General features: G+C 60.3%; 16 protein-coding genes. 6 read left to right on the top strand and 10 right to left on the bottom strand.

Features of this window, described 5'->3' with window-relative positions:
* Positions 1–6: 6 nt before the first annotated feature.
* Entirely contained in the window at positions 7–1,473 is a 1,467-nt protein-coding gene (gene sctC / locus P3S72_RS22775) for a type III secretion system outer membrane ring subunit SctC (RefSeq protein ID WP_276197979.1), read from the bottom strand.
* 270 nt (positions 1,474–1,743) lie between these two features.
* Between sctC and P3S72_RS22780 the strand changes: the two genes are divergently transcribed.
* The 5 genes from P3S72_RS22780 (at position 1,744) to cobA (ending at position 7,438) form a co-directional block, all read left to right on the top strand.
* Entirely contained in the window at positions 1,744–2,970 is a 1,227-nt protein-coding gene (locus P3S72_RS22780; protein ID WP_276194328.1) for a CmpA/NrtA family ABC transporter substrate-binding protein, read from the top strand.
* Between the two features lie 13 nt (positions 2,971–2,983).
* Complete coding sequence (locus tag P3S72_RS22785; RefSeq protein WP_276194329.1) at positions 2,984–3,559, top strand: ANTAR domain-containing response regulator; 576 nt, start codon at positions 2,984–2,986, stop codon at positions 3,557–3,559.
* A gap of 227 nt (positions 3,560–3,786) precedes the next feature.
* Positions 3,787–4,998: a nitrate/nitrite transporter gene (locus P3S72_RS22790; protein ID WP_276194330.1), complete on the top strand. Its 1,212-nt coding sequence runs from the start codon at positions 3,787–3,789 to the stop codon at positions 4,996–4,998.
* Entirely contained in the window at positions 4,998–6,668 is a 1,671-nt protein-coding gene (locus P3S72_RS22795; protein WP_276194331.1) for a bifunctional protein-serine/threonine kinase/phosphatase, read from the top strand. Before P3S72_RS22790 ends, P3S72_RS22795 begins: the two co-directional genes overlap by 1 nt.
* Before the next feature lie 26 nt (positions 6,669–6,694).
* Positions 6,695–7,438 (top strand): uroporphyrinogen-III C-methyltransferase, encoded by a 744-nt coding sequence (gene cobA, locus P3S72_RS22800; RefSeq protein ID WP_276194332.1) that lies wholly within the window; start codon positions 6,695–6,697, stop codon positions 7,436–7,438.
* Positions 7,439–7,498: 60 nt separating this feature from the next.
* Here the strand turns inward: cobA and P3S72_RS22805 are convergent, their stop codons facing one another.
* The 8 genes from P3S72_RS22805 to ppsA form a co-directional block, all read right to left on the bottom strand.
* A complete protein-coding gene (locus P3S72_RS22805) occupies positions 7,499–8,482 on the bottom strand; it encodes an OmpA family protein (protein ID WP_276194333.1) in 984 nt (327 codons plus the stop codon).
* 107 nt (positions 8,483–8,589) lie between these two features.
* Positions 8,590–9,180: an RNA polymerase sigma factor SigX gene (gene sigX, locus P3S72_RS22810; RefSeq protein WP_276194334.1), complete on the bottom strand. Its 591-nt coding sequence runs from the start codon at positions 9,178–9,180 to the stop codon at positions 8,590–8,592.
* 87 nt (positions 9,181–9,267) lie between these two features.
* The gene (locus tag P3S72_RS22815; RefSeq protein ID WP_017845209.1) at positions 9,268–10,092 is read right to left on the bottom strand and encodes a mechanosensitive ion channel domain-containing protein; all 825 of its coding nucleotides are present in this window, start codon (positions 10,090–10,092) and stop codon (positions 9,268–9,270) included.
* A gap of 2 nt (positions 10,093–10,094) precedes the next feature.
* On the bottom strand, positions 10,095–10,340 hold the full coding sequence (locus P3S72_RS22820) for a hypothetical protein (protein WP_005790375.1): 246 nt from the start codon (positions 10,338–10,340) through the stop codon (positions 10,095–10,097).
* A gap of 86 nt (positions 10,341–10,426) precedes the next feature.
* On the bottom strand, positions 10,427–11,422 hold the full coding sequence (locus P3S72_RS22825; RefSeq protein WP_276194335.1) for a zinc transporter ZntB: 996 nt from the start codon (positions 11,420–11,422) through the stop codon (positions 10,427–10,429).
* A 25-nt stretch (positions 11,423–11,447) separates the two neighbouring features.
* The gene (gene rraA / locus P3S72_RS22830) at positions 11,448–11,939 is read right to left on the bottom strand and encodes a ribonuclease E activity regulator RraA (RefSeq protein ID WP_017845207.1); all 492 of its coding nucleotides are present in this window, start codon (positions 11,937–11,939) and stop codon (positions 11,448–11,450) included.
* Between the two features lie 189 nt (positions 11,940–12,128).
* The gene (locus tag P3S72_RS22835; protein ID WP_276194336.1) at positions 12,129–13,118 is read right to left on the bottom strand and encodes an alpha/beta fold hydrolase; all 990 of its coding nucleotides are present in this window, start codon (positions 13,116–13,118) and stop codon (positions 12,129–12,131) included.
* A gap of 106 nt (positions 13,119–13,224) precedes the next feature.
* On the bottom strand, positions 13,225–15,600 hold the full coding sequence (gene ppsA / locus P3S72_RS22840; protein ID WP_276194338.1) for a phosphoenolpyruvate synthase: 2,376 nt from the start codon (positions 15,598–15,600) through the stop codon (positions 13,225–13,227).
* A 178-nt stretch (positions 15,601–15,778) separates the two neighbouring features.
* On the opposite strand from ppsA, the gene P3S72_RS22845 reads away from it, so the two are divergent.
* Positions 15,779–16,597: a pyruvate, water dikinase regulatory protein gene (locus P3S72_RS22845; protein ID WP_276194339.1), complete on the top strand. Its 819-nt coding sequence runs from the start codon at positions 15,779–15,781 to the stop codon at positions 16,595–16,597.
* Positions 16,598–16,660: 63 nt separating this feature from the next.
* Here the strand turns inward: P3S72_RS22845 and P3S72_RS22850 are convergent, their stop codons facing one another.
* Positions 16,661–18,085, bottom strand: a complete 1,425-nt coding sequence (locus P3S72_RS22850; protein ID WP_276194340.1) for a PLP-dependent aminotransferase family protein — start codon at positions 18,083–18,085, stop codon at positions 16,661–16,663.
* Positions 18,086–18,103: the final 18 nt, after the last annotated feature.

Consider the following 18,103-nt stretch of genomic DNA (forward strand, 5'->3'; position numbering starts at 1 on the left):
CCTACCTCATTGATCGACATCGCGAATCGACCGCACAAACGCACGTTGCACCCGTTCGTATTGCGGCTGAGTCAGCGGCGGAGGCCCGACAGCGCCACCCAAAGTCTTGAGCTCGTTGCCCAAGGCCCGGGCCTGAATCACAAACAGCCGTACCTCGGCACGCTGGCCTGGCGCAGTGGCACGCCCTTCGGCATCAACATCCCGACGAAAACCGCCTAACCACAGACGTTTACCCTGAGGCATCCGAACGACGCTGCTAACGCTCACCCGCCCGACTGCGGTCATTTTCTGACGCTGCCGCGCCTCGCCCATCTGGCGATCATCCTCAAGGCTCAACAGCATCTCGATCTCGTTCGCCTCGGCAAACCGCGGCAACACGCTGACCTGGGTGCCATAGCGCACGGGCTTCCAGGCGGTGCTCCCGCCGGGGGGCCCCGGCAAGTAGAGTGTGTGGTTATCCTGGAAGACCGCAGGAACGTTCTCCTGGGTGAGAATCACGGGCAGTGTCACCACCCGCGCCCGCCGCCGCCGCTCCAGCACGGCGATTTGCGCCATCAAGCGATTGTCCTCCAACGGCTCCAGCACCCGGGTCGCCGAGACTGATGTGTGGGTTTCCTCGGCCCAGGCCTGGTCGATTTTCTTGAGTTCGTCACGGTCCACATCCACCAGCCACAGCGAAACCTCGATCGGGCGCTTGGGCACATCCAGCTCCGCCACCAGTTGCTCGATAAAACTCACCTGGGCAGGCTTGCCCTTGATGAGCAGGCTGTTGGTATCCGGGTAGGGGATCACTGCCAGGCTCTTGTCGGCCAGCAAACCGGGCGGCCGTTGCGCAGGGGCCTGTTGTTCGCGGGAAATCACGGTCTCGATCAGCGACGCCATGCCCGGCACATTGACCTTTTCATCGCCCATGACGTACTCACGGTCCGCCACATGGGTATTGAGCACCTGCACCACGCCAAACCCCTGCTTGCCCACACGGAGCCCGGCCCGCTGGCGGTCCATCAATTGGGCAAGGTGCAGCACCTGGTCGACATAGTTCGCCGGCCCGGACACATAGAACATCCGCCCCCCGCTCTCCCGCAGGGGGTAGCGGGACTCATCGAGCCCCGAGCGACGCATGAGCTCACGCAGCCTTGAGACGCAGATATGCCGCAACGTCACAGCCGAGCTCTTCGCTTCATCTGCGGCGTAGAGGTAAAGCACCTGCCCGTCGCTGTACCAGATCAGGTGATGCAGCTCGGCCACCGCCTCCAGCACCTGCTGTGCCCGGCTGAAATCGTAGGTTCCGGAAACGCGTTGGCGGGCCGCCGCCCGGCTGACAACGACCGGCAGGCCAAGAGGCAGCGACAACGCGCTAAAAAACGTATGCAGGCTTTCGTCCCGCGCCTGGTAGGTCTCGCCCCAGGCAGACGCGCAGCCCAGCATCAACACCGCGCAAAACAGCCAGCGGCGGAGCCGGTGGGCGGCCATCGTTGTGGGAGAGTCGTACACCGTGGGGTTTCCTGGGCAGTCTGGCATAGGGAAGCGGCCATACTGAAAGCCTGCGGCGTTTCAATCTTGATGGAAAGTTGACGGCGTACCCCGCCGTTCTGCCCGTGGCATGTGCCTTGCTACGCACTCTGCATCAGAGCGCGCGCCAACGTCGGAGCGGGCTTACGGACAAAGGCGTCGTTACCCGCAATGGCCCGCACTGCCATCTGAGGGAACGACGCTTTTTTTTGAACGAAAAGGTAGGTGTTGATGAACGATTCGGACGGCAACAGCCCGATAAACGACCCGCTGGCCTGGGTCAACGGCAGTGACGCCCCGGAAAAGAGCAGCCTCGACCTGGGCTTCATGGCCTTGAGCGATTGCGCCTCGCTGGTGGTCGCGGCCACCCAGGGCTTCGCGCAACCCTACGGCTTGACGCTGAACCTCAAGCGCCAGTCGTCGTGGGCCAACCTGCGCGACAAACTGGTCAGCGGTGAACTGGATGCCGCCCACAGCCTGTATGGGCTGATCTACGCCGTACACCTGGGCATCGGCGGCGTGGCCGCCACCGACATGGCAGTGCTGATGGGGCTGAACCAGAACGGGCAGAGCATCAACCTGTCCCACGATCTGCAACAGCAAGGGGTGGTCACTCCTGAGGCGCTGGATCGCCATGTGCACCAAAGCCGAACAAAACTGACCTTCGCTCAGACGTTTCCCACAGGCACCCACGCCATGTGGCTGTATTACTGGCTGGCAAGCCAAGGCATTCATCCATTGCAGGACGTGAACAGTGTGGTGGTCCCTCCGCCACAAATGGTGGCGCATCTATTAGCCGGGCGCATTGACGGTTTTTGTGTCGGCGAACCCTGGAGCGCCAGCGCGGTGAAGCAGAACCAGGGTTTCACCCTCGCGACCACCCAGGCGATCTGGCCGGATCATCCGGAAAAAGTGCTCGGCTGCACCCAGGCGTTCGTCGACCAATACCCCAACACCGCCCGCGTGCTGGTGATGGCGATCCTGGAGGCCAGCCGCTTTATCGAGGCGAGCCACGAAAACCGCCGTTCCACCGCGCAGTTGCTCAGCGCCCGCGAGTACCTCGACGCACCGCTCGACTGCATCGAACCGCGTCTGCTCGGGGCCTACGACGATGGCCTCGGCAACCAGTGGCAAGATCCCCATGCGCTGCGCTTTTTCGCCGATGGCGAGGTGAACCTGCCCTACCTCTCCGACGGCATGTGGTTCATGACCCAGTTTCGCCGCTGGGGCCTGTTGCGCGAAGACCCGGACTACCTGGGCATTGCCCGTAAAGTGCAGCAACTGGATCTGTATCGCCAGGCGGCCGATGCCGTCGGCGTCCCCACAAACGCCCAGGACATGCGCAGCAGCCAGTTGATCGACGGCAAGATCTGGGATGGCTCCGACCCTGCCACCTACGCCCGCAGCTTCCGCCTGCATGCCCTGGCCGACCACGCCAGCCGCCACGCCCTGCGCTGACAGGAGGACCGATATGTTGCGAATCCTGTTGATCAACGACACACCGCGCAAGGTCGGGCGCCTCAAGGCAGCACTGACCGAGGCCGGGTTTGAGGTGATCGATGAGTCGGGCCTGACCATCGATTTGCCTGCGCGCGTCGAAACGGTGCGGCCGGACGTGATCCTGATCGATACCGAGTCACCCGGCCGCGATGTGATGGAGCAAGTGGTGCTGGTCAGCCGCGACCAACCGCATCCAATCGTGATGTTCACCGACGAGCACGACCCGGACGTCATGCGCCAAGCCATCAAATCCGGCGTCAGCGCCTACATTGTCGAAGGCATCCAGGCCCAACGTCTGCAGCCGATCCTCGACGTGGCCATGGCCCGTTTCGAAAGCGACCAGGCCCTGCGCGCCCAGTTGCACGCCCGCGACCAACAACTGGCCGAGCGCAAGCGCATCGAACTGGCCAAAGGCATGCTAATGAAAATGAAGAACTGCAACGAGGAAGAGGCCTACACCTTGATGCGCCGCCAGGCCATGAGCCGCCAGCAGAAACTGATCCAGGTGGCGGAGCAGATCATCGCCATGAGCGAGTTGCTTGGCTAAAAAACCATCGTGGCCGGTTGGCCCAGGACTTGCTAAGTATTCAACACAGGTAACCAACGGCGGTTGCCCCTCCACGACAAAGACGTCGCACACCCGGTTTGCCCTCGCGAACCCGGTGGCGGCGTTTTTTCGTTTTGGCCCCCGTAACACGGGGCCGGTGGGGCGGCCTTAGCGGGCTGTTCCATCACCAGGCCTTCTTACAAGACTCCCAACCGTTGAGGTGCGTGATGAAATCAAGCTTCTGGAAATCCGGGCACACCCCGACCCTGTTTGCCGCGTTCCTGTATTTTGACCTGAGTTTCATGGTCTGGTACCTGCTGGGCCCGCTCGCGGTGCAAATTGCCGCCGACCTGCACCTGACCACGCAACAACGCGGCCTGGTGGTGGCGACACCCATCCTGGCAGGCGCGGTGCTGCGCTTTCTGATGGGCATGCTGGCAGACAAACTCTCACCCAAAACCGCCGGGCTGATTGGCCAGGTGATTGTGATCGCCGCACTCTTCGGCGCCTGGAAACTCGGAATCCACAGCTACGAGCAAGCACTGCTGCTGGGGCTGTTCCTGGGGATGGCCGGTGCCTCCTTCGCAGTCGCCCTGCCATTGGCGTCCCAGTGGTATCCCGCTGAGCACCAGGGCAAAGCCATGGGCATCGCCGGCGCCGGCAACTCCGGCACGGTGTTCGCCGCCCTGCTGGCACCGGTACTCGCGGCGGCGTTCGGCTGGAGCAACGTGTTCGGTTTCGCCCTGATTCCGTTGATCCTGACGCTGATCGTCTTCGCCTGGCTCGCGCGCAATGCCCCCGAGCGCCCGAAGGCCAAATCCATGGCCGACTACTTCAAGGCCCTGGGCGATCGCGACAGCTGGTGGTTCATGTTTTTCTATAGCGTGACCTTTGGTGGTTTTATCGGCCTGGCCAGCGCCCTGCCCGGCTACTTCAACGACCAATACGGCCTGAGCCCCGTGACCGCCGGCTACTACACCGCCGCCTGTGTGTTCGGCGGTAGCCTGATGCGTCCACTCGGCGGCGCCCTGGCTGATCGCTTCGGCGGGATTCGCACGTTGCTGGGCATGTACAGCGTGGCGGCGATTTGCATCGCAGCGGTGGGTTTCAACCTGCCCAGTTCCTACGCGGCCCTGGCCCTGTTCGTCTGCACCATGCTCGGTCTCGGCGCCGGTAATGGCGCAGTGTTCCAGTTAGTGCCCCAGCGCTTCCGCCGTGAGATCGGCGTAATGACCGGGCTGATCGGCATGGCCGGCGGTATCGGTGGCTTCGCCCTGGCGGCGGGCATGGGCGCGATCAAACAAAGCACCGGCAGCTATCAGTTGGCCCTGTGGTTGTTCGCCAGCCTCGGCGTACTGGCCTGGTTCGGCCTGCACGGCGTCAAGCGCCGCTGGAGAACCACCTGGGGTTCGGCCGCCGTGACCGCCGCGCGCGTCTGATGAGCCTGCAACTGAGCGTCGCCCAGGCCAGCGCCATCGGCCCGCGCGCCGAGAACCAGGACGCCCTGCGCGTGGTCACGCCCCTGGCGGAACTGGCCGCGAGCAAGGGTTACCTGTGTGCCATCGCCGATGGTGTCAGCCAATGCGCCGACGGTGGCCTGGCCGCACGCTCGACCTTGCAGGCGCTGGCCCTGGACTATTACGCCACGCCGCAAACCTGGAGCGTGGCCCAAGCGCTCGAACGCCTATTGCTGGCGCAGAATCGCTGGCTGCAGGCCAATGGCGGCGGCCAGCCGTTGCTGACCACCCTCAGTGCACTGGTGTTTCGCGGGCAACGTTTCACCCTGGCCCACGTCGGCGATTGCCGGGCGTATCGCTGGCTGGACGGCGAGTTACAGCGCATCAGCGAAGATCATGTGTGGGAACAGCCGGGCATGCAGCATGTGCTCAAGCGCGCCCTCGGCCTGGATCAACACCTGGTGCTGGATTTTCTCGACGGCCAATTGCGCGAGGGCGAATGCTTCCTGCTGCTCAGCGATGGTGTGTGGGCAACCTTGGGTGATCACAGCATCAGTGCGATCCTGCGCGAGCAGACCGACCTCGATCTGGCGGTACACACGCTGATCACAGCCGCACACCTGGCCGGTAGCCAGGACAACGCCAGCGCCCTGCTTGTACGCATCGATAAACTCGGCGCCGCGACCCTGGGCGACGCACTGGTGCAGTTGCAGCAATGGCCGCTGCCCCCAGCGCTGAAAGCCGGGCAACAGTTCGAAGGCTGGCAGGTGGAAAGCGTACTGGCGCAGAGCCGACAGTCATTGCTGTATCGGGTACGCGATGCCCAACAGCAACCCTGGCTGCTGAAAACCCTGCCCCTCAGCCGTGACGATGACAACGACGCCGGTCAGGCCTTGCTGTCGGAGGAATGGTTTCTGCGGCGGGTGGCCGGGCGCGCGTTTCCTGAAGTCCACGCGGCCAGCGCGCGTCAGCATTTGTACTACGTGATGCGTGAATATCCGGGGCAAACCCTGGCGCAACTGTTCGAGCAACAAGGCCCATTACCCCTGGCGCAATGGCAATCCGTGGCCGAACGCTTGCTGCGGGCGGTGGGCCTGTTGCATCGCCGGCAAATACTGCACCGTGACATCAAACCGGAGAACCTGCTGCTGGGTGAGGATGGTGAATTACGCGTGCTGGATTTCGGCCTGGCCTACTGCACGGGTCTCTCGGAGGACCGGGCTCATGTGCTGCCCGGCACGCCGAGCTTTATCGCGCCCGAGGCGTTCCATGGTGAGCGTCCTACGGCCCAACAAGATTTATACAGCGTAGGCGTCTGCCTGTATTACCTGCTGACCGGGCATTACCCCTACGGTGAAATTGAAGCTTTCCAACGGCCCAGGTTCACCCAGCCGGTCAGCGCCAGCCGCTACCGTCCCGACCTGCCGGACTGGCTACCGCTCAGCCTCGACCGTGCGGTGGCTGCTCAACCGTCACAACGCTATGAAACCGCCGAAGAATGGCTGCTGGTCCTCGAGCAGGCAGACCGACGCGAACTGAGTGTCCGCCCTCGTCCTTTGCTGGAGCGGGAACCCTTGAAGGTCTGGCGCACCTTGGGGTTGCTCTCGATGCTGATCAATCTGGCGCTCCTCTATTTACTCTTTCACCGCTGACGTCATCTCTAGACGAGGGAAACCACATGAACGCAAAAGTCTGGCTGGTAGGCGCGGGCCCCGGCGACCCGGAGCTGCTGACCCTCAAGGCTGTACGGGCAATGAACACCGCCGATGTGGTGCTGATCGATGACCTGGTCAACCCGGCAGTCCTGGAACATTGCGCCGCAGCGCGGGTGATCACAGTCGGTAAACGCGGGGGCTGCCGCTCTACCCCGCAAGACTTTATCCACCGCCTGATGCTGCGTTATGCCCGCCAGGGAAAGTGCGTGGTAAGGCTCAAGGGCGGTGACCCATGCATTTTCGGGCGTGGTGGCGAAGAGGCTGCGTGGCTGCGCGAACGCGGCGTCGAAGTCGAGTTGGTCAACGGGATTACAGCCGGGCTGGCGGGCGCGACGAACTGCGCAATTCCGCTGACCTTGCGCGGTGTCAGTCGCGGCGTGACCCTCGTCACAGCCCACACCCAGGACGACAGCAGCCTCAATTGGCGCGCGCTGGCGGAAGGCGGGACGACGCTGGTGATCTATATGGGCGTAGCGAAGCTCGAAGAACTTCGACAGCAATTACTGGAAGGCGGGATGGCCGCAGATATGCCGGTGGCAATGATCGAAAATGCCTCGTTGCCGCAGCAGCGGGAGTGCCGTAGCAATTTGTCGCGGATGCAGGACGATGCACTGGCGTTCGCCTTGAAGAGCCCGGCGATCCTAGTGATCGGCAGCGTCGCCGCCATCTCGCAGGCCACCCACGTCGCAGTGGCAGCCAGTGCCTGAGGCAAATCCAGGGCGAAAAAAAACCCGGCCGGAGCCGGGTTTTTTTCTACTACTCAGTAATTACTGAGCAGCTTGAGCTTCAACCGCAGCTTCTACGCGACGGTTAACAGCACGACCAGCTTCAGTTGCGTTGTCAGCAACTGGGCGGGATTCGCCGTAACCTACCGAAGTAACGCGGTTGGCTGCTACGCCGTCTTTAACCAGGACTTGCTTAACAGCGTCAGCACGACGCTGGGACAGCTTCTGGTTGTAAGCGTCTGGACCTACGGAGTCAGTGTGACCAGCCACTTCTACGTGGGTAGCTGGGTACTGCTTCATGAAGTCGGCCAGGTTTTTCACGTCGCCGTAGCTGTTAGGCTTAACAACGGCCTTGTCGAAGTCGAACTTAACGTCCAGCTCAACACGAACAACGCTAGCAACTGGAGCTTCTGGCTCTGCTGCAACTGGCTCTGGAGCTGGTGCTGGAGCAGGAGCTGGAGCAGCCTTGCCGCCGCTACCGCCGAAGTTCACACCCAGACCAACCAGGGCCTGGTAGTCCCACTTACCGTTGTCCAGCTTGTAGTCAGCTTCAACGCCGCCACGAGCGTACAGGTTGTCAGTGATGTACCACTTAACGCCTGCACCAGTAGTCAGGAAAGTCGACTGGTCACGACCGGTATGGCCGTCAGCAGCTACGTTGGTCTGGCTGCCGTGAGCAACGCCGCCTTCAACGTATGGACGGATCGCGTCGCCAACGGTACCGAAGTGGTATTGGCTCTTCAGACCGAACTGATCGCCACGGATCTTCTGATTGCCAGTACCGTCGTTCGAGCGGGTGTAATCCAGCTTGCCGTAGGTAAGGTTCACCGAAACGTCGTCGGTCAGGAAGTAACCGATCGAAGCGCCTGGAGTGCGACCGTCTTCGACGTGATCAACACTGTCGTTGAACTTCTTCGCATAGAACAGCTCGCCTTCAACTGCGCCTTGGCCTTGTGCCAGTGCGCCGAAAGAAGTAGCGGCAATAAGAGAACCAATGGCCAAGCCCAAGGTGTTTTTCAGTTTCATCCGTTAAATCCCCATCTGGTGATTGTAAAGCAGTCCCTCAAACCGGGGGACAACTCGGCGACAAGTCTAACAGAACTTGCCTACACGTAAGAGATATTTGCCACGCACTAAGTTTCAGTCTCGCCCGCAAATTTCTCACGTAATTTATCAAGAGCACGTTTGTAACGCATTTTTGTAGCACTCAAACCCATATGCATGATGTCAGCAATTTCCTGAAATTCCAGCTCTGCGACAAAACGTAGCACCAGAATTTCTCGGTCAATCGGATTCACATGCACCAACCAGCGATCAAGCCCGCCCTTATCCTCGGGTGCCGGCGCCTTTTCTTCAGACGCCTCCTCAAGGGGGTCCAGACTCAAAGCATCCATCAAGCGACGCTTTCGCCGTTCCTTCCGATACTGCGTGATGCACTCGTTGTACGTGATGCTGTACAGCCAGGTCTTGAACTTCGATTTGCCCTCGAAGTTCTTCAGGCCATACAACACCTTGAGCATCACTTCCTGACAGACATCATCCGCATCTCTATCGTTCCCTAAATACCTTGAACAAACGTTGAACAGAGTGCGTTGATACCTGCGCATTAACTCTTCATACGCGCGTGTCACGTGAAACAGCTCCGTGTGCGAGCGCGCGACCAACTCCTCATCAGAGAGCTCACGGGGGTCATAGCGCGTGGACAGCGTTTGGGCTTTATTCAAAACAAGTCGTGCCGACAGTCAGGTCAATGTCCGCCACAGCCCGGTCACCCAGGTTCGCGGCGGCGTACATTAGCAGGGTTTACCGGGTTAGCGGCTACTGACCTGCTGCTCCAGGAGAATCCGATTGGACAGCGACACCAGGTCGCCGTCATCGGTCAGCACGGTTGTCTTGACCGTACCGATCTCCTCGATTTGCCCTTCGACCTCGCCCACACGCACGTGCTGCCCTACCTGATACAACTCACGCACATAGATTCCCGCAAGAATCTGACCGGCAATTTCACGACTTCCCAGGCCCATGGCCAGCGCAACTGCCAGACCAACGGTAATCAAAACAATCACAATCACATGGTTGAGCAGGTCAGTCTTGACCTCCAACTGGCTGATCGCGACGGAAATGCTAATGATGATCACCAGCCCCTGGGCAATTCGCCCCAGGCCTGCCGCGTAGTCCAGCCCGACGCCTTCAGCAGCCCCGCGTACCAGCCCGTTGGCCAGTTGTGCGAGTAAAACGCCGACGAGAAGTACCAGCGCGCCGCCGAATACCTTCGGCAAATACAGTGCCAGCATGTCGAGCGTAGCTGAAACTCGCTCAAGGCCAAGGGATTGAGCCGCAGAAACCAGAAAAATCAGCAAAACGAACCAATAAACGATCTTGCCGATCAGGGTCGAGATCGGCACTTGCAGCCCTGCACGGCCCAGCAGCTTGGTCAGGCCGGTGCCTGCCATCAAACGGTCCAGGCCGAGTTTGGCGAGCAGCTTGGACAGCAGGGTGTCGAGCAGCTTGGCCACGACAAAACCCAGCAATACCAGGACCAGCGCCCCAAACAGGTTGGGAATGAAATTCGCCACCTTGGTCCATAATGCGGTCATCGCGGTGACCAGGCTCTGGGTCCAGAGATCAAGTTCCATATTCAATCAGCCTTATCAGCAGTGCGAGCAAGAGGTTTACGACGGGAAACCGGCGAGACGTGGGCCGAACCATTGTTCAGCGCCATCATCAATGCTGGCAACCAACGACCGAGCAGACCGAACAGATCCCCCGCCCCAACCTGACGGTTGGCGGTTTTCAACACGCGGCCCAGGCAGGCATCGTCATCACGGTTGGATGGCGACGCATTGAGCATGTCACGCAAAGACTGTTCGAACGGATCGTGCATAAAGACCTCTCGCAAGTGATTTAAAAGACGAGGGTTAAATTCCCGAGGTCACATCGGACCCTTCCTACGTTCAGGTCATATTCAGCTCAAACCCAGCGCAATCGTCGAAATAGCCACCATTGTCCGAGCGCCACCGAGATCATCAGCAAGCAGGCAATCACAAATCCGTAAGGGTTGCCAGAGAACGGTATGCCCCCCACATTGATGCCCAGCAAGCCGGTCAAAAAACTCATCGGCAGGAAGATCCCGGTGATGATCCCAAAGCGGTACATTGTACGGTTCATGCGCACGCTCAAGCGCCGATCTTCGGCCTCCAGCACAAGCCCCACGCGCTCCCGGGTCAATTCGAGTTCTTCCAGGTAGCGGGTCAGGCTGTTGTTCAATTCGTTCCAATAGTCAGCATCGTCATCACAGAACCACGGCAATTTGATCCGCGTCAGTTGGGCAAAAATATCCCGCTGCGGCGACAGGAATCGCTTGAGTCCGGCTGCTCGCCGACGGATCTGCAAAATGCTGCCATGCTCCGGGGTATACCGTTCGTCGGTATCGAGTTTTTCTTCCTCTACGTCGACGATTTCAGACAGGTCGGACACCAGATCCTGGACTTTGTGAGTCAGGTACTGCGCCATATAAAGGATGAGTTCAGACGCAGTTTTTGGCCCCTTGCCATCCGCCAACTGCACCAGCAGTTCATCGGTGGCGCGCAGCGGGCGCAAGCGCAGGGAAATCACCCGGCTGGCCGCGGCGAAGATACGCACCGAAACCATGTCTTCCGGCTCTGCGCCCGGATTGAGGTTGACCCCGCGCAGGAACAGCAGGAGTTCAGCGTCCGGTAACGGCAACAGGCGCGGGCGGGTGTTCTCCTCCAGCAGCAGGTCACAGGCGAATTCACTCAAGCCGCTGGCCTTGCGCAGCCAGGTCTGGGTTTGCGGGTGGCTGCGATCCCAATGCAGCCACAGGCTTTCCTGGGGCTGCAGTTGCAATTGGTCAAGCTCAGTCCGGGCAATCGAACGCGCACCGCCTTTACCATCCAGCACCAGGGCATGCACCAGGCCCCACTGCGCGTTGTCTTCCTCGAACATCCTCACCCCTGTCGGTTATTGCGGTTTATTCAGGCATTTTCAGCGGGCTGGGCGACACGATCACGCCATTATTGTCGGCGTAGATATATTCGCCCGGGCGGAATGTCACGCCGGCAAAGGTCACTGCCACGTTCAAGTCGCCAATGCCGCGCTTGTCGGTCTTCATCGGGTGGCTGGCCAAGGCCTGCACGCCGAGATCGGTCTGGGCGACGACGTCGACATCCCGGATGCAACCGTAGATCACCAGCCCTTCCCAACCGTTTTTCGCGGCTTTCTCGGCGATCATGTCGCCCAGCAGCGCACGACGCAGGGAGCCACCACCGTCGACCACCAGCACCTTGCCGGCGCCCGGCTGGTCGGCCTGCTCCTTGACCAGGGAGTTATCCTCGAAACATTTGATGGTGACGATCTCGCCACCAAAGGAATCGCGGCCGCCGAAGTTGCTGAACATCGGCTCGGCCACCTGAACCAGTTCCGGGTAGGCGTCGCAAAGATCGGGAGTGACGTAGTGGTTCATTGAAAAATTTCCTTTCTGTCAAAGACGTGTCTTTCGAAAGAGGCGCCAGCCGAGGCAGCGGCAAAACATCCCATCCGTTTCGCCGCTACGCAATAGCCACTGCGCGACTGAATATGACCAGAAGCGTTTAACGCGTCATATCTTAGCCGCAACCACAGACGAGCGAAACGCCCTTGGCAGAGCGCTGCGTCAAACTACGACCAATGCCTCAGCCGGAGCACCAAACAACGGTGTGAGCGGATCATTCAGCCATTGCTCCACCAGCGGCCAGACTTCGGCCTGGGCCGCTTTGCTGACCAACATCTCCACGTGCCCAAAATCCCCAGTAAAACCTTGTTGGCGTCCCAGGCACAGGTATTGGCGATGCTCTGAGCCGACTTGTTCGAACAGCTTGCGGCAAGCCCAGTCCGGGTCCTGCTGGTCGCCGGCGGCACTGACGGCCAGCAGCGGCACGTTGACTTCCGCGAGGCCTTTCCACCAATCACGGCCAGCCTCGCCAAACCGTCCGAACAGGCCGTGCCAGCGCATGGTCTCGATCATCACGCCCACCGGCTCGTCCTCGGGGCCCCGCTTGAGCCGCGGGCCGGACAACTGGCCAAACCGCTTCAGGAGCAAGCGAGCGCCCCACTCCACCGGTGGAATTTTCAACGGCCAGAAGGAGCGACTGACCTGGCTGCCGAACAGCGCCACTGAAGCCACTGCCGGCGCACCAAGGTACTGGCCACCCAAGGCAGCAGCCAGGGTGGTGCCGCCCAGGGAGTGCCCGATCCAGTGGGGAATCTGCGCGCTTTGCTCGCGCACAAACGCGCCGATAGCCGGCAAATCGTAGCGCGCGTAGTCGACGACCCGATTCCGGGCGTAGTCCTGGTTGCGCTTGGACAGGCCATGGCCGCGCATTTCCGGTACCCACACATCAAACCCCTGGCGTGCCAGGTAGGCGCCCAGGCCGATACCCTTGGGTGAGTACCAGAAGCGCCGATTGGAAAAGCTGCCATGTAATAAAATCACGGGGATGCCCCGGCTTTCCGGGGCATCGGCCAGGCCCAAACGCGTCACGGCCAGCTCGACGGTGCCGTCGGGACTGTTGCCGGGTTTGAGCCGGTATACATCTTCACTCAGGTCGCCACGACGTTCAGCGCTGATCAGGGCGACGGGAAACAGGTTGCTGCTGCTTTGCATAATGCTCTTGCACAAAAAAGGGCGGCGTCCGGAAGGAGTTCCGCCCTGTACAGATAAGAAATGCCGGCCAACCTGACGATTGACCGGCACTTTTGACGCGTCGACCTTAGGCGGACGCTTGGCCTTCCGCCAGGAAGAACCAGGTTTCCAGCACCGAATCGGGGTTCAGCGAGACGCTTTCGATGCCCTGCTCCATCAGCCATTTGGCTAGGTCAGGGTGATCGGAAGGGCCTTGGCCGCAAATGCCGATGTACTTCCCAGCCTTGTTACAGGCCTGGATGGCGTTGGCCAGCAGCTTCTTAACCGCCGGGTTACGCTCGTCGAACAAGTGCGCGATGATCCCCGAGTCGCGGTCCAGGCCCAGGGTCAGCTGGGTCAGGTCGTTGGAGCCGATGGAGAAACCGTCGAAGAACTCCAGGAACTCTTCGGCCAGAATGGCGTTGGATGGCAGCTCGCACATCATGATCACGCGCAGGCCGTTTTCACCACGGGACAAGCCGTTTTCGGCCAGCAGGTCCACCACTTGGCTCGCTTCGCCCAGGGTACGCACGAACGGCACCATGATCTCGACGTTGGTCAGGCCCATCTCGTTGCGCACGCGCTTGAGGGCGCGGCACTCGAGTTCGAAGCAGTCACGGAACGCTTCGCTGATGTAACGCGAGGCGCCACGGAAGCCCAGCATCGGGTTTTCTTCTTCCGGCTCGTAGAGCTTGCCGCCGATCAGGTTGGCGTATTCGTTGGACTTGAAGTCCGACAGCCGCACGATGACCTTTTTCGGGTAGAACGCTGCAGCCAGGGTGCTGATGCCTTCCACCAGCTTCTCGACATAGAAGCCCACCGGGTCGTTGTAGCCGGCGATGCGCTTGTCGACGCTGTCCTTGATTTCCGGCGGCAGGCCGTCGTAGTTCAACAGGGCCTTGGGGTGGACGCCGATCATGCGGTTGATGATGAATTCCAGGCGAGCCAGACCCACACCGGCATTCGGCAATTGCGCGAAGTCGAAGGCACGGTCCGGGTTGCCGACGTTCATCATGATCTTGAACGGCAGGTCAGGCATCGCATCGATGGAGTTTTGCTTGATGTCGAAGCCCAGCTCGCCTTCGAAGATGAAGCCGGTGTCGCCTTCGGCGCAGGATACGGTCACGCCCTGGCCATCCTTGAGCAGTTGGGTGGCATTGCCACAACCGACTACCGCAGGAATCCCCAGTTCACGGGCAATGATCGCCGCGTGGCAGGTACGCCCGCCACGGTTGGTGACGATGGCGCTGGCGCGCTTCATCACGGGTTCCCAGTCCGGGTCGGTCATGTCGGAGACCAGTACGTCCCCTGGCTGCACCTTATCCATCTCGGACACGTCCTTGATGATCCGCACCTTGCCGGCGCCGATGCGCTGACCGATGGCGCGGCCTTCCACCAGCACAGTGCCGGTTTCCTTGAGCAGGTAGCGTTCCATGACGTTGGCCGAAGTGCGGCTCTTCACGGTTTCCGGGCGGGCCTGCACGATGTACAGCTTGCCGTCGTCACCGTCCTTGGCCCACTCGATGTCCATCGGGCACTTGTAGTGCTTCTCGATGATCATCGCTTGCTTGGCCAACTCGCTGACTTCGGCGTCGCTCAGGCAGAAACGCGCGCGTTCGGCCTTGTCCACATCAACGGTTTTCACCGAGCGACCGGCCTTGGCCTCGTCGCCGTAGATCATCTTGATGGCCTTGCTACCCAGGTTACGGCGCAGGATGGCCGGACGGCCAGCCTCAAGGGTGTGCTTATGCACGTAGAATTCGTCCGGGTTCACCGCACCTTGTACGACGGTTTCACCCAGGCCGTAGGCGCCAGTGATGAACACGACGTCACGAAAGCCCGATTCGGTATCCAGGGTGAACATCACACCGGCGGTGCCGGTTTCCGAACGCACCATGCGCTGCACGCCAGCAGACAGGGCCACCAGCTTGTGGTCGAACCCTTGGTGTACGCGGTAGGAAATCGCGCGGTCGTTGAACAGAGAAGCGAACACTTCCTTGGCTGCGCGGATCACGTTTTCCACGCCGCGGATGTTGAGGAAGGTCTCCTGCTGGCCTGCAAAGGAGGCGTCGGGCAAGTCTTCGGCGGTAGCCGAGGAGCGCACAGCGACTGCCATGTCCGGATTGCCGGCCGACAGCGTGGCAAATGCGGTACGGATTTCTTCGTTGAGTTTCTCGGGAAACTCGGCGTCCATGATCCACTCACGGATCTGGGCGCCGGTCTTGGCCAGGGCGTTGACGTCATCGACGTCCAGAGCGTCCAGCGCGGCGTGGATCTGAGCGTTGAGGCCGCTCTGTTCGAGAAAATCACGGTAAGCCTGGGCAGTGGTGGCAAAACCACCTGGCACCGAGACACCAGCGCCTGCAAGATTACTGATCATCTCGCCGAGGGATGCGTTCTTGCCCCCTACGTGCTCCACATCATGGACGCCGAGCTTATCGAGGGAAACTACGTACTCTACCAAGGTGATCTCTCCACTTTCTGTATTGGAAAAGCTCAGGACGCCGGCGGCTCAGTAGGAGCATTCGCCAGCGCTTGTGGCCTGGACCTGGAAAATAAGTGAGAATGCGGCCCAATGTGGGACGGCAAAGTCGCGCCTATCATATCCAAGATTCGCCATCAGCTTAAGGCCCAGGGCTCAAATGAAACGATCTGCTTTCTTTATTTCCGACGGCACCGGCATCACAGCCGAAACTCTGGGTCAAAGCCTGCTCGCGCAGTTTGAAAACGTTACCTTCGCCAAATTCACGCGGCCTTATATCGACAACGCGGATAAAGCGCGGGCTATGGTACAACAAATCAATCTGGCAGCAGAAAAAGACGGCTTTCGTCCGATCATTTTCGACACCATCGTCAATCAAGACATTCGTGAGATCCTCGCAACCTCCAATGGTTTCATGATCGACATTTTCTCGAGCTTCCTGGCGCCGCTGGAACAAGAGTTGAGTGAGCACTCCTCCTATTCCGTCGGAAAGTCCCATTCCATTGGGCATAACTCCAACTATATGGAACGTATCGAGGCGGTGAACTTCGCCCTCGACAACGATGATGGGGCCCGCACCCACTACTACGACAAAGCCGACATAATCCTGGTCGGCGTGTCGCGCTGCGGCAAGACCCCTACCTGTCTATACATGGCTATGCAATTCGGCATCCGCGCGGCCAACTATCCGCTGACCGAAGACGACATGGAGCACCTGACACTGCCGACGGCCCTGCGCGCGCATGCACATAAGCTGTTCGGCCTGACCATCGACCCGGATCGCCTGACAGCCATCCGCAACGAGCGCAAACCCAATAGCCGCTACTCCAGCTATGCCCAGTGCGAATTCGAAGTGCGCGAAGTGGAAAATCTGTTCCGTCGCGAGAACATTGCGCACATCAATTCCACGCATTTCTCAGTGGAAGAGATCTCGGCGAAAATTCTGGTGGAAAAGGGCGTAGAACGCAGATTCAAGTAAAAACAGCCACAAGCTGCAAGTAAAAGCCCGTCAGCTCTTTGCTTGTGGCTTGTGACATGTGGCTCAAAGCTGAAACCGCCCGCCACCCTGCCCCAGTGCAGTGGCCAGCGCATCAAAGCCCGCCCGCAACAACTGATCATCGCCCGACGTATTGCAAATACTCGCCCGAATAAACTGCGGCACCGCTGTCTGCCCCACGGCAAAGGCCTCGGCGGTGGCGATCAGGTAATTATTCTGCTTGAGTTCCGCCTCGATTTCCGACGCACGCCAAGGCTCCGGGACTTCAATCCAGAAGTGCGGGCTATTGAGGTGCGTGCGGTATTCCAGGCCGACCAACAGGCCCTGCACCAAGGCTTTGCGCCGACTGATCTCGTTGATTTGCTGGCGCAGCAGGTATTCCGCCGTGCCGTTCTCGATCCACTGGGTGGCGAGTTCCAGAGTCACCGGCGTGGCCATCCAACAGGTCGAACGTAGCGCCGCCGAAATACGACTGACCAATGCCGGCGGCGCATGCACATAGCCAACACGCAACCCCGCCGACACGGCTTTGCTCAAGCTGCTGATCAAAATCGTACGCTCGGGCGCGAAATAGCTGAGGGGCGGCGGTCGGTCTTCCACCAGCACACCGTGGGCTTCATCTTCAAGAATCAGCAGGTTGTGTTCGCGACACACTTTGACCAGCGCCTCGCGGCGTGCGACCGATAACACCGCTGTGGTCGGGTTCTGGATAGTGGGCGTGCAGTACAAGGCCGAAACCCGGTGATTGCGACAGACTTCATCCAGAGCCCCGGGCAACACACCCTCTTCATCCATTTCCAGGCCGATCAGCCGCACACCGAGCATGCGCGCGGCAGTGATCAGCCCGGGATAAGTCAGTTGCTCGGTGACCACCGTATCGCCTGCGCGCAGCAGCGCCATCATCGCGCAGAGCAACCCATGCTGGCCGCCGTTGACGCAAATGACCTGCTCTGGGATGGGATGAAAATCGCGCTGCACCAGCCACTGCGCGCCCGCTTCGCGGTAACGCGGCAGGCCAGCGTCCGGCGTGTAGGCACTGATGTCCTGGAGAAACTTGGCGTTGGTCGACAGGGTTTGGAAGCTCTGCGCCAGGAACACCGTCTCCTGCCCCGGAATATGCATGTTGCGGCTCATGTCGAAGTACTGGCGCGGCTCCTCGCTGAAGTTGCGAAAACCTTCATCCCGTTGACGCTCCATCCCACGCTTGCGCACGAACGTGCCGTCACCGACCCGCGCCACCACCAACCCCAGACGTTCCAGCTCGCCGTAGGCCCGGCTGATGGTGCCGATGGTCACCCCCAAATTGTCGGAAAGCACCCTATGGGGCGGTAGTTTTCGTCCCGGTTCAATCAAGCCTTCGAGGATGCCCCGCTCCATAACATCGGATAGGCGCTTGTACTTAACGCCCTGCCCGTTGGACAACCCCTCACGCATAATTGACACCATGTCAATATTTGTTTTGACAGCCATCTTTCGCCCTAATAGTGT

Origin of the sequence: Pseudomonas sp. D3 (genome assembly GCF_029320995.1) — a bacterium.
In the GTDB taxonomy this organism is placed as follows: Bacteria; Pseudomonadota; Gammaproteobacteria; order Pseudomonadales; family Pseudomonadaceae; genus Aquipseudomonas; species Aquipseudomonas paraveronii.